The 13,133-nt window shown below is 42.0% G+C and carries 10 protein-coding genes, 1 tRNA gene and 1 other RNA gene; 2 read left to right on the top strand and 10 right to left on the bottom strand.

What is annotated here, in order from left to right; all coding sequences use genetic code 11:
* Positions 1-6: 6 nt before the first annotated feature.
* Entirely contained in the window at positions 7-1,149 is a 1,143-nt protein-coding gene (locus B7720_RS06795) for a cysteine desulfurase family protein (RefSeq protein WP_084857200.1), read from the bottom strand.
* Between the two features lie 137 nt (positions 1,150-1,286).
* Between B7720_RS06795 and B7720_RS06790 the strand changes: the two genes are divergently transcribed.
* Complete coding sequence (locus B7720_RS06790) at positions 1,287-1,712, top strand: DUF6556 family protein (protein WP_084857198.1); 426 nt, start codon at positions 1,287-1,289, stop codon at positions 1,710-1,712.
* A gap of 44 nt (positions 1,713-1,756) precedes the next feature.
* Here the strand turns inward: B7720_RS06790 and B7720_RS06785 are convergent, their stop codons facing one another.
* The 4 genes from B7720_RS06785 to B7720_RS06770 form a co-directional block, all read right to left on the bottom strand.
* On the bottom strand, positions 1,757-4,063 hold the full coding sequence (locus B7720_RS06785; protein ID WP_084857197.1) for a DNA translocase FtsK: 2,307 nt from the start codon (positions 4,061-4,063) through the stop codon (positions 1,757-1,759).
* 86 nt (positions 4,064-4,149) lie between these two features.
* Entirely contained in the window at positions 4,150-6,102 is a 1,953-nt protein-coding gene (locus tag B7720_RS06780; protein ID WP_084857195.1) for a PTS fructose transporter subunit IIABC, read from the bottom strand.
* Positions 6,099-7,010 (bottom strand): 1-phosphofructokinase, encoded by a 912-nt coding sequence (pfkB, locus tag B7720_RS06775; RefSeq protein WP_084853923.1) that lies wholly within the window; start codon positions 7,008-7,010, stop codon positions 6,099-6,101. Before pfkB ends, B7720_RS06780 begins: the two co-directional genes overlap by 4 nt.
* Positions 7,007-7,747, bottom strand: coding sequence for a DeoR/GlpR family DNA-binding transcription regulator (locus tag B7720_RS06770; RefSeq protein WP_000920654.1), 741 nt, complete (start codon positions 7,745-7,747; stop codon positions 7,007-7,009). Before B7720_RS06770 ends, pfkB begins: the two co-directional genes overlap by 4 nt.
* Positions 7,748-7,908: 161 nt before the next feature.
* Between B7720_RS06770 and B7720_RS06765 the strand changes: the two genes are divergently transcribed.
* Positions 7,909-7,996: transfer RNA gene (locus B7720_RS06765), tRNA-Ser, on the top strand.
* 78 nt (positions 7,997-8,074) lie between these two features.
* On the opposite strand, the gene B7720_RS06760 is transcribed toward B7720_RS06765, so the two are convergent.
* From B7720_RS06760 to B7720_RS06740, 5 genes are all read right to left on the bottom strand, one after another.
* The gene (locus tag B7720_RS06760) at positions 8,075-9,409 is read right to left on the bottom strand and encodes an Nramp family divalent metal transporter (protein WP_000094601.1); all 1,335 of its coding nucleotides are present in this window, start codon (positions 9,407-9,409) and stop codon (positions 8,075-8,077) included.
* 397 nt (positions 9,410-9,806) lie between these two features.
* Positions 9,807-10,154: a transfer-messenger RNA gene (gene ssrA / locus B7720_RS06755) on the bottom strand.
* 58 nt (positions 10,155-10,212) lie between these two features.
* Positions 10,213-10,848, bottom strand: a complete 636-nt coding sequence (locus B7720_RS06750; protein WP_084857193.1) for an SGNH/GDSL hydrolase family protein — start codon at positions 10,846-10,848, stop codon at positions 10,213-10,215.
* Between the two features lies 1 nt (position 10,849).
* The gene (locus B7720_RS06745; protein ID WP_084857191.1) at positions 10,850-11,677 is read right to left on the bottom strand and encodes a Cof-type HAD-IIB family hydrolase; all 828 of its coding nucleotides are present in this window, start codon (positions 11,675-11,677) and stop codon (positions 10,850-10,852) included.
* A 23-nt stretch (positions 11,678-11,700) separates the two neighbouring features.
* Entirely contained in the window at positions 11,701-13,020 is a 1,320-nt protein-coding gene (locus B7720_RS06740) for a CapA family protein (RefSeq protein WP_084857189.1), read from the bottom strand.
* Between the last annotated feature and the right edge of the window lie 113 nt (positions 13,021-13,133).

Below are 13,133 nucleotides of genomic sequence, written 5' to 3'. Positions count from 1 at the left end.
ATGCTCCTATCTTACTTTTCTAGTTTGATTGTAAATTAATTTTAGCTTGGTCAAGAACTGCTCGACTTGACTCATATCATTTTCCAAGTCTAGGCTTAGGCGAACAGCTGACTGGGCCTTATCTTTGTCCACTCCCATGGCAATCAAGGTGCCTGCAGGTTTCCCTGCCTTGGACGAACAAGCAGAGGTTGTGGAAATGAAAATATCATAGTCTTCAAATGCATGAACGATGACTTCTCCACGAACCCCCTTCATCCCAAAAGTCAGGATATGAGGGGCAAAGTCTGCCTCATCTGAAAAGACAAAAATATCTGGATAATCCAGAAGGGCTTGACGAATGACTGCCTTCATCTGCCCTGTCTTACTAGCAAAGATAGCTAACTTTTCCATAGACAAACGGAGGGCCTTGGCTGTCGCTGCAATCCCTGCCACATTTTCAGTTGTCGAACGATAATCACGCTCTTGACCACCACCTGTCAAAAGAGGCGTAATTTTCTTACCAGACTTGATATAGACAAATCCAACACCTCTGACACCATGAAACTTATGACTTGAGAAGGTCGCAAAATCCACTCGGTCTGTCAGATAGTTTTCAGTCGGAATCTTAGCGAGTGCCTGAACTGCATCAACATGGAAGGAAATGGTCGGCTTATCTGCTAACAGTTTCGAAATAGCCTCAATAGGCTGGATAGAGCCAATTTCATTGTTCACAGCCATGATGGAGACGAGAGTCGTATCAGGACGTATCAAATCTGCTAATGCTTCAACATCCACAAATCCTTTCTCATCAACTGGAGCAAAATCTATCTCAAAACCTAGACTTTTCAGCCAAAGGGCTGATTCCTTGACTGCTGGATGCTCAATAGCTGATACGATGATATGCTTGCCAAACTGGGCTTTTTCAAAGGCCACACCCTTGATGACCCAGTTATCTCCTTCTGTTCCACCAGAGGTAAAGAAGATTTCATCACTCTTCTTCCCAATCAAATCTGCAATTTGCTGCCGGGAAGCATCTAAAATTCGTGTTGCCTGATCTCCCAAACGATGGAGACTAGATGGATTTCCTACAATTTTTGAAGCGACCTGCATGTAAGTTTCAAGTGCTTCAGGATAAGGCTTGGTTGTCGCCGAATTATCAAAGTAGATCATGTTTTCTCACGCTTTCTAAAATCACTCCTTCTATTGTATCACGAAAAGAGACCTGCGACAAGAAAGGGAGGTTTCTCTTTTTTTAAGATTTTTTTAAAGAAATGAGGTATAATAAATCATAATTAAAGGAGAGTATCATGTCTAACTATCGTAGAACTTCAAAACCAAAAACAGAACACATCAAAAAGGGATTTACTGTCTTTCAAAAAACGATTGCTACCATCGGTAGTATCCTTGGCCTAATCACCGCTACTATCACCATTATGAACGCCATGGATAATAACAAAAACAACAAAAAAGAACCGACGACAACCCAAACAACTGTTGTCAAGGAAATTCAAAAAGAATCCCCTCAGGAAAATACTACTCCTAACAGGGACAACACTTCTACTAAAGAAAATACCTCGCAGGAAGAAACTTCTCAATCCAACAAGAAAGAGGAGAAAAAAGAAGAGCAGAAAACAACAACTCAGGACTCTTCTACACCAGCTACAAATAAAGAAACAAGCGATAACGGAACACAGTCAAATACGACGAGTTCTGAAACTAAAACGAACCAGTAATCACCAAAATAGCTTCTTTCCAAATTTGGAAAGAAGCTATTTTTTTATTGTTGCAATACTTTTCGTGGTTTGGTTCCCTCAGCTGGACCGATGACACCTGCCATTTCGAGTTCTTCCATAAGGCGGGTCGCACGATTAAATCCAACTGACAAACGACGCTGAATCATCGAAGCACTAGCTTTCTGGGTTTCGATAACCAAAGCCTTGGCTTCTTCAAAAAGCGGATCGCCACCAGCTTCACCATCAGAAAAATCTCCTTCATTTTCAGGAACATCTCCTGGGTCAAAGCTTTCATCGTAGTCCGCATCTGCCTGAGCCTTGATGAAGTTTACGATACGTTCAACATCATCATCCGAGATAAAGGAGCCTTGCAGACGGACTGGATGATTTTCATCAATTGGTTTAAAGAGCATATCTCCTCGACCAAGCAGTTTTTCTGCTCCATTCTCATCCAAGATGGTTCGTGAATCTGTACCTGATGAAACTGCAAAAGCCACACGAGATGGGACATTGGCCTTGATAAGACCAGAGATGACATCAACCGATGGACGTTGCGTTGCGAGAATCATGTGAATCCCTGCAGCACGCGCCTTCTGTCCGAGACGAATGATGGCATCTTCCACTTCCTTGCTAGCCACCATCATGAGGTCTGCCAACTCGTCCACAATGACAACAATCAAAGGCAGCGGTACTTGTTTGTACTCAGATTGGCTATTATATTCCTCGACCTTGGCATTGTAACCAGCGATATTTCGTACTCCAACCTTAGCAAAGAGTTCGTAACGATTTTCCATCTCATCCACAACCTTTTGCAGGGCCTTGCTGGCCTTGCGTGGATTGGTCACAACTGGAATCAAGAGGTGAGGAATGTCATTGTAAACCGATAACTCAACCATCTTTGGATCCACCATCATAAACTTGACCTGGTCGGGTCTTGCTTTCATCAGAATGCTAGCGATAATACCGTTAACTGCGACTGACTTCCCTGATCCCGTCGAACCTGCAACGAGTAGGTGGGGCATCTTGGAAAGGTCAAAGGTTCGAGCCGTTCCATTGACAGCCTTACCTAGAGGAATTTCGAGGAGATTTTCTGGTTTAGTCTGAGACTGTTCCCAGAGTTCACGGAAGGAAACGGTCGCAATTTCAGAGTTAGGAACCTCAATTCCGACTAAGGATTTACCAGGGATTGGAGCCTCAATCCGAACATCCTTGGCCGCAAGAGCCAGCGCTAAGTCGTCTGCCAGATTGGAAATACGGTTAACCCGTACACCAACTGCTGGCTTGACTTCATACTTGGTTACTGATGGGCCGATTTCAGCCCGTTCCACCGTCACCTTGATACCAAAGCTGGCAAAGGTTTCTTCTAGGATTTTGATATTTTCTCGAACAATCTTCTTTTCCTTGGACTGATCTTTGGGTTTATCTGGCGCAAAGAGTTGCAAGCTTGGTAGCTTGTATTCAAGGGCTTCCTTAGCAGAAAAATCAACCTGCACCTCTTCATCCTCAAAATCTTCTTCCACATCTGGAACGTCAAAATCAGCTTGAGGGAGGATAATCTCCGGTTCGATCCATTCTTCCTCAGGAATTGGGGGGAAATCGTAGTCTGGTACCTCTGATAAGATTTCTCCCGTTTCAGGATCTACAGGAGGAAGCGGTAATGCATCCTGTTCTTCTTGTTCTCTCTGAATTCTGGCGACTTCTTCAGCTTCTTGACGAGCCTTCTCTTCTTCTCTCTTGATGAAGCGTTCCTGTTTTCTCTGTTCCTGTTTTTCCATGAAGGATCTGAACTGAGCTCCAATAAAGGCTGCAACATCATAAATAGACCAAGGACTAACCAAGAGTGCCCCAACTAGAATCAAGAGGAATCCAATAAAGTACGATCCGATATTGGAGAAAAGAAAGGATATGGGGATATAGAGTCCAACACCAAGCAAGCCTCCACCAGCAAAGCTAGTCACTCGCATACCAGTCAGGTCCGTCATAACTTGAGACAGGGTCCCTTTTAGAACTGATTGCTCCAAACCATATTTCCAAACCAAGTAGGCCTCAAAAATCAAGAGCAAGCCAGCGAAGATACAGAGAAATCCTGATAGAAGTCCCTCTTGCTTGCGGATCCATTTAAATAGAAAAAGATAAATGAGGAGGCCGCCTATAGCCACATAGGCCAAACTTCCAACCACCAGTCGAATGAGATTGTAAAGTGTGACACCTGCTGCACCGAGTTTAAGGGCTGCAATAATCAACAATAAGGCAATTCCTAAGGAAATCAACATCCTCTGGATAGCCTGTTTTCTTTCGAGTTCTGCTTTAGACGGTCTCCGTCTTGTTTTTGTAGTATTCTTGTTTGCCATTCTTTTATTATACCATATTTCACAGCCATTTCGAATAGAGAAAAAGATTGCACCAAATGGTAACAATCTTTCTATTCTAATCCATTTTATGCTTGTGGCTTGCGTAGGTAACCATAAACCACACCACTTACAATTGCGCCAACCAAGACAGAGGCAAGGTAGAGAAGGGCATTTGAAGTTAGAGCGATAACGAAGATTCCTCCGTGTGGCGCCATAAGTTTGATTCCTGCAAGACCAACGAGTCCACCTGCTACTGCTGAACCAAGAATGAAGCTTGGGATCGCACGAGCTGGGTCTGCTGCACCAAATGGGATCGCTCCTTCAGTGATGAATGACAAGCCCATGATGATGTTTGTCAAACCAGAGTTACGTTCTTCTTTGGTAAATTTATCTTTGAAAAGAAGGGTTGCGACAAAGATAGCAAGTGGTGGCACCATTCCTCCAGCCATAACTGCTGCCATGGCTACAGAACCACCTGAAGAAACAGTTGCTGCAAGCGTACCTGTACCAAAGACATAGGCCGCTTTATTAACTGGACCACCCATATCAACAGCCATCATTCCACCAAGAACGATACCAAGAAGGACAGCTGAACCGCCTCCAAGACCGCCTAGGAAGTCATTCATCGCAGTGTTGATTGCTGCCATCGGGATGTTAACAGCTAGCATGACAAATCCTGTTAAGATTGTTCCAAGAAGTGGCAAGAGAAGGATTGATTTAGCACCTTCAAGTGAACGAGGAACTTTAACGTATTTCTTGATAGCAAGAACTAAAGCACCTGCGATAAATCCACCAACAAGGGCACCTAGGAAACCGGATGAGACACCTGCAAGAGTTGAAGTTGCTTCACCACCTGCTGCATAAGGGATTTTACCAAAGGCAAAACCTTCTTTGGCAATTGCACCAGCCACAAAGCCAGCTACCAAACCTGGTTTTTCAGCAATAGAGTAGGCTACATAACCAGCAAAGACTGGAAGCATCAAGCCAAAGGCTGCACCACCGATTTTCATGAACATAGAAGCTAGCTCATGGTAAGATCCGAGATTGCCAAGACTATCTTGGGGCACACCCAAAGCACCGTCAATCAAGAAGGCGAGGGCAATCATGATACCACCACCGATAACGAATGGCAACATTTGAGATACACCACTCATCAAGTGTTTGTAGAAGGCACCACCAAGGCTTTGTTTTTCATTAGATGCTGTTGCAGTTTTTGCTCCATTAGCAGCACGATAAACTTCAGCATCCCCAGAAAGAGCCAAGTTGATCAATTCTTCTGTCTTACGGATACCGTCTGCAACTGGACGGTTAACCAAAGGTTTACCATCAAAACGATCCATTTCCACTGCCTTATCCGCTGCGATGATAACAGCTTTAGCCTTGCGGATGTCCTCTGCAGTCAATTGGTTCCCAACACCGCTAGCACCATTGGTTTCAACCTTGATACCAACACCCATTTCAGCAGCTACTTTTTGAAGGGCTTCTTGAGCCATGTAAGTGTGAGCGATCCCTGTTGTACAAGCCGTAACAGCTACGATAAAGTCACCAGAGTCATTAGCAGGTGCTTGGACAGGCTCCTCAGCTTTTTCTGAAGCTTGGTTAAATAGTTCGATAACTTGATCTGCAGATGTTACTTGGCGAAGTTTGTCAGCGAAACCATCTTTCATCAAGTATTGAGACAATTCTGCCAAGGCTGCCAAGTGAGTATCATTGGCACCTTCTGGAGCTGCAATCATGAAGAAGAGGTCTGTTGGTTGCCCATCCAAGCTTTCATAGTCAACACCCTTGTTTGACTTTGCAAAGAGAACTGTTGCTTCTTTGACAGCAGAATTTTTGCTGTGTGGCATAGCAATTCCGTCACCCAAACCAGTGGAAGTGAGAGCTTCACGCGCTAAGATCCCTTCTTTAAAGGTTTCAAAATCCGTCACATAACCATGATCTACCAAGCTATGAATCATCTCTTCGATAGCTGCTGTTTTTTCAGTCGCCTGCAAATCCAGCAACATGGCATCTTTTCTTAATAGGTCTTGAATTTTCATCGTTTTTCTACCTCAACTTTTTCATAAGTTTCTTTTATAAATGCTGCAGTTGCCAAGTCGTCAGAGAAAGTAGTTGCTGTCCCACAAGCCACTCCCCATTTGAAGGCCTCTACTGCGTCTTTTGATTTGACAAATTCACCGGTAAATCCAGCAACCATAGAGTCACCAGCTCCGACTGAATTTTTCACAGTTCCCTTGATAGGTTTGGCGAAGTATGCTCCCTCGGATGTTACAAGAAGGGCACCATCCCCAGCCATAGAGATGATAACGTTTTGAGCACCTTTAGCTAACAATTCTCGAGCATATTTCTCGATTTCATCTAAACTTTCAAGTTTCACTCCAAAGATAGCTCCAAGTTCGTGATTGTTTGGTTTAACCAAAAGTGGCTGGTAGTCCAAACTATCAATCAAGGTCTGTCCTTCAAAGTCACAAACCACTTGCGCACCAGTCTGGCGTGTCAATGCAATCAAATCCTTATAGATAACATTGCCTAGGTTCTTAGCACTCGAACCTGCAAACACCACCGTATCATCTGCTGTCAGACTAGACAAAATAGCTTTCAATTCTTCTAGCTGAGCTGGTTCCACATTTGGACCCGTTCCGTTGATTTCTGTCTCTTGGTCTGCTTTGATTTTAACATTGATACGAGTATCTTCTGCCACTTGGACAAAACGTGTCTCGATTGCTTCATCAGCCAAAGTATCTGTGATAAATTTACCAGTAAAACCTCCGATAAATCCAGTCGCTGTATTTGGAATATCCAAGCGTTTCAAGACACGACTGACATTGATTCCTTTCCCTCCAGCAAACTTATCATCACTATCCATTCGATTGACACTACCGACTTGGACTTGGTCCAAACGAACGATATAGTCAATGGATGGATTGAGTGTGACTGTATAAATCATACTTCTATTACCTCCGTTTTCTCCTTAATAGCCTGCAAGAGCTCATGCCCTTGACTTGTGATAACAATAGCTCGTTTGAGTGGTGCTACCTTGGCAAAGCAAGTTTGTCCAATTTTTGACGAATCAACCAAGACATAGGTCTGTTTGGCATTCTCTAAAATAGCGCGCTTCACAGCACCCTCTTCCATATCAGGAGTTGTATAATAGCCATCGTCCACACCATTCATCCCGATAAAGGCACGATCAAAGTGCAATTGGTTAATCTGGTTAAGAGCAACGCCCCCGATGCTAGCATCTGTTGCCATCTTGACACTTCCTCCAACCATGACAGTTGGAATCTGCTTTTCAACCAACTGTGCGGCATGGTGAATCGAGTTGGTCACGACTGTAACATTCTTATTGACCAATTCATGAATCAAAAAAGCAGTTGTTGTTCCAGCATCGATAAAGATGACATCTTGTTCCTTGATGAGAGAGGCTGCTTTCTGAGCCAGCAACTTCTTCTCTTGAAGGTTTTTGACAGATTTTTCTTGAATGGTTTCTTCTTCCTGCAAAGAGTGAGGCAATTCTGCTCCACCATGTACGCGACGAAGCTTGTTTTCCGCTTCCAACTCATCCAAATCTCTTCGAACCGTTGATTCTGAGGTCTCTAGCAAACTAACTAATTTTTCTAGAGAAACTACATGATGTTGATTTAACTCCTCTAAAATCAGTTGCTTCCGCTCTGTTTTTAACACCGAGTCACCTCCTGTTATCGTTTACACTATTCATTCTATCACACTTTATTTAAAAGTCAAGCATTTTTTATCATTTTCTTTCAAAATCTATCATTTTCCTTATTTCTAGAATTTTTATTGCAAGATAAGGGCCTTTATGGTAGACTATTTGAGTAAGTATTGGAAGATTACTCAAGAGGCTTAAGAGGCCGTGTTGGAAACGCGGTAGGCGTGTAACAGCGTGCGTGGGTTCGAATCCCATGTCTTCCGTTTATTTTAAAAAAGATACCCAAGAAATCTTGGGTATCTTTTTTCTTATATGCTTGTTTTATAACTCGGGTGAATTTCTTAGAAAATATCAAATAACAATTTCACATTGAGAATTGTTAAGATAATGGAAACGATATAGCCAAGGATGGTATTCCATTTGGCATTGGTAAATTCTCCCATCAGTGATTTCTTAGAAGTTAGATAAATCAGTGGGAAGATTGAAAATGGAAGAGCAATCGAAAGAAAGACTTGTGAATAAACCAATAACTGATCTAATGTTTTTTCCTGATGACCAAACAGAACCGCTACAATCATGACAGGCAACAAGGCAAAGAGACGAGTTGCCAAACGAATGAACCATTGAGGTAATCTCATATGCAAGAAACCTTCCATAACGATTTGTCCAGTCAAGGTACCCGTAATTGTCGAATTTTGACCACTGGCTAATAAAGCCAAGGCAAACAAGGTTGATAAGGTCGAGCTAGCTATAGCTCCTGCAATAGTAGAATCCTGCAAGGCATTATACATTTGAGAGAAGGCAGAAATCTCAGATGCATGGCCGAAAAAGAGAGCCGCCCCGAGAATTAATAGAAGGGAGTTAACCACAAAGGCCAAGGATAATTGGAGATTTGAATCCCAGGTCATAAAGCGCACGGCTTTTCGAACATCATTCTTGTCCTTGTGATTGATTTTCCGAGTTTGTGACAAGGAAGAATGCAAATAGAGGTTATGGGGCATAACCGTTGCTCCCACGATCCCTAGTGCCAAGGTTAATTGACTTTCATGCCCTGGCAAGGGACTTTCAAATAAGGTTGCATTCGGTAGATAACCCTCAACGATTCCTTGGAAGCTTGGATGTGACAAAGCTACCAGATAGGTAAAAATTGCTAGAATGGTTAAAATCAGTGTTGTCACAATAGCTTCAATCTTCTTAAAGCCAAATTTCATCAGAAGCAATAAGAGAAAAACATCCAACACGGTCAAGAGAATTGCTATCATAATCGGAATCTTAAAGAGAAGATTGAGAGCAATCGCTGAACCTAGAACTTCTGCCAGATCTGTCGCCATCAAGGCTAATTCTAAAATCACCCATAGACTATAACGAAGCCATTTAGGTGAATGATGAGCCGTTGCTTGAGCCAGGTCCATCTGGGTTACAATACCAAGCTTTCCTGCCATCTGCTGAAGTTGCATGGCAATGAGAGATGAAATCAAGATAACAAACAAGAGACTATACTTATAGGAAGCACCACCGACTACACTGGTAATCCAGTTTCCTGGATCCATATAACCAACTGCGACAAGAGCACCCGGACCTAAAAAGGCATTTAAATTTTGCCAGAAATGATTGTTATTTGGAGTATCGATAGATTGATTAATCTCAGAGAGTGACACTTTTTTATGAGAAGACATAGATACTTACCTCTTTCTAAACCTACTTTTTCATTATTTTCTATTAGAGAAAAATAAGATTGACTTTAAACTATTAAAACAATGAAAACTATATGAAAAACATTTAGTTTTTTCATTATTTTTCTTAAGGCACCTTAATATTTTTCTTAAGGCACCTTAATTATAACACAAAAATGAAAACTATATGAAAAACATTTAGTTTTTTCATTATTTTTCTTAAGGCACCTTAATTATAACAGAAAATATGATAAAAACTTAAGAAAATTCAGGACTTGATTTAATATTTAGGATACAACAAAATGTTGTATTCTTTTTTTGCAAAAGAATACCAAAGAATAAAATAAAAAACGTTGTAAAAACAACGTTTTAGAAAGATTTACAAAACAATGTAAATTATCAATGGAGCCGGTGGGAGTCGAACCCACGTCCAAACATCTGCTAACATATTTATCTACAACCATAGGTTATGTATTCGTTTAACAGTCCCTCGACACATAACTCAAACCTAGGAACTGCGAGTCTATTAATCTCTTATCAAACCACTAGACAAGGCTTGATCGTATCTCGCTAATAATAAGACCTGTCATTGAACACGAGCAATCCAAATCGGGTCACGCCTGCTGGTTTTTAGGCAGCTAGAGCGTAAGAAGTGTTATTTTTTGCAGTTATATTTAACTGAGCGTTTACGTCACCACACGGGTTGCAAAATATGCCTCATAATGCCTGTCGAATCCGTAACGACCCCAGGATGTTAGAACTATTATAACTTATCTTCATAAAAAATGCAAAATCAAGCCGTTTCTTTAGAAAAGAACCCCTTTTAAGGCTTCTGATAAGGCTTGATAACCTGCTACACTTAGATGGAGGCCATCTGTTGTATAGTATTTTTTGAGTTGTCCTTCTGTATCTGTCAAACTATCATAAACAGGCACAAAATCTACCTGCATATAGGCGGATGCTAGAGCCTCATAGGCTTGATTCCATTCTCTGATCTTTTCATTGGTACGAATATATACTGTCTGCTTGTATTCTTCTCCTTCATTGACCGGTAGAATCGAAAGGAGCTTTATTTGTGACAGCGGATATTCTCGGGCAATCGATTGGATCACACCTTCAAGATTATCCAAGGCTTCATTTATGGGAATATCTTTTCCAATATCATTTGTTCCTATTAGGAGAACAATTTGATCCACAGCATCACCATAAAGATGGGCATCCAAATTCTCTAATAACAATCTCGTCTGATAGCCTCGGATGCCACGATTAACAATCGTCTTGGCAACCCCAAACAACTCTTGAAGAGGGTAATATTCCACAATCGAATCACCAATAAAGATGATATCTGGCTCTAGAACAGATACTTGATTCAATTCACGATACTTGGTTTGAATTTTTTCCTGCTCCTTTAAGAGCCAATTCTCTAATAACTGTACTGCCACCCTATCCCTCTTTCTCTAACCAATTCTCTAGAACTTGATAAACGCCCGCCTGGCTGTTAGCTGGTGCTAGGGCAGTCGCAACTGCCTTGACATTATCATCTGCATTTTCCATAGCATAGGCAATTCCAGCCAGCTCTAACATTTCGACATCATTTTCACTATCACCAAAGGCCATGATTTGTTCCGATTGCAAATTCCAGCGCTTGAGTAATTCTTCCAATCCCCAAGCCTTGTGAACCCCAGCCTGTAGGATATCGATACAACCATAACCACTGGAAACAGCTCTTACATGCCCATTAAAGAGGTCATTTATTTCCCGCAAAACAGAACTAGAGCGTTCTTCACCGACGACCATACTCATCTTTAACACTCCACCGAAGAGGCCCGAGCTGAGCTCTTCAACAAAGTTTGTATGCCGATAGAGTTTTTCAATCATCTCAGGAGTCATAAATTTATCAAGTTCTGTAAAAACAGTTCCTTTCTTGACAAAACTCCCATTCATACTAGTGACAACAAATTGATCTCGGCACTCCCTCCCTTTAAAATGAACTAAAGCCGTGTCAACCATAGCATTATCCCAGATCTGTGCTTGAATCAATTTATTATTTTCAAAAATACGCGCCCCATTGGCAACGACTAGGACAACTCTACTCGCCAAATGTTTAAGCAATTGTCTCATACGATGAACTTCATTCCCCGTCGCAATGACAAAACGGATATCCCTTTGATCCAGCTGATCTAAAATCTTTTCCAAGCGGGGCAGATCCAGCTGACCTCTCGGGTCTAGCAAGGTTCCATCCATGTCTGTTGCAATTAATTTAATCGTCATCATATCTCCTTTAGGGTGAGCACCTACCACTTCAACCCTACATGTTCATTCATTTCTTTATAGGCCGTGTCAATTCGTTCCTTGGTCGCCTCGTCCAACTGATCACGATGACTGCCTCCCTCGATGAAGTCCTCTAGGATATAGGTCTGATAGAGGAAGAGCGGATAGCCTTCTGGAGAGTAAGTACCTTTTGGAGTTCGATTAACCCAAGTTGGATGCGCTTTAGCAGTTTCAATCCTTGTCTTGCCATCTTTTTTCTTAATGGTCACATCCATGAGAACTCCTCGCTCCGTCCACTTGGCATTTTCCTCGTCTTGCATGGTTTCAATGCGTTGGTTTGAGAGGAAATTTCCCATGGAATAGATGATCAATTTTTTGTCACCATCTTTTTCAACGGTTTCAGCAGGTTCAACGACATGAGGATGCCCTCCAAAGATAATATCAGCTCCCCAGTCAATCATCTTATGGTACAGTGTTTTCTGTTCTTCCGTCGGTTCTAGCTGGTACTCAATTCCCATCTGAGGCATGATGACAGTAATATCCGCCTCTTGCTCAGCTCGTTCGATTTCCGCCTTCATCTTATCTTCATTCAGGTCAGAAAGATAGCGATTATAATCCTCTTGAGAGATATACTGCTCAATGCCATTAAAACCGTAAGAATAGGCTAGGAGAGCTACCTTGATACCATTGACTTCCTTGATAACTAGTGGAGCTTGGTCACGGGATTCATGTGTGTAGACTCCTATGGGTGTCATCCCTGCCTTTTCAATAGCTTGAGCTGTCGAAACCACTCCCTCAATTTGAGAATCCAAGATGTGATTATGAGCCAAGTCTAGAACTTGGTAGCCTGCATCCTTGATCGCATCCATGACTTCCCCTGGTGCATTAAAGAGAGGATAGCCTGCCAAGTAGTGGTCCTTGTTCACCGTTCCTTCAAAGTCACCAAGCACTAAATCCGCTTGTTTGAGCCAGGGTTTTACATACTCAAAATTTTCATGGAAATCATAGGTTCCATCTTCTTTCAGAGCTGTTCGGTAGATAGGAATATGGTAGAGAAGGTCACCATTTGCCATGATACGAGCTGTCGTTTCGGCAGACTGATTTTCCTTAGACTGACTAGACGTCTGAGCAGAATCAACTGTTTGACCACTCGGACTTGTTCCCTTGTTCCCTTGTACTGCTTGGGTCAACAAGTTCAGCCCCATAGACAAGGAAACTGCAAGCAACAGCACCGTAATAAACTGGGCATTTGTCCAAGATTTATAATTCCTAAAGAAACCAATACTACTCTTCAACAATCCAAAAATAGGACCATGAGACCATCTATCTTGTCGCTTTTCCATCTTTATTCCCCCCTTGCTTTTACTGCAAGTCTTTTCTTTTATTATACCACAGACAAAAGAGGAATACCGTTTATTATATTATTTTTTAGGAACTTCTGTGACTTTCTTTCTCG

The organism is Streptococcus oralis subsp. oralis (genome assembly GCF_002096455.1).
GTDB lineage: Bacteria > Bacillota > Bacilli > Lactobacillales > Streptococcaceae > Streptococcus > Streptococcus oralis_CY.
Note: the sequence above shows the minus strand (reverse complement) of the source record. Positions and strands in the feature narration are given on the sequence as shown.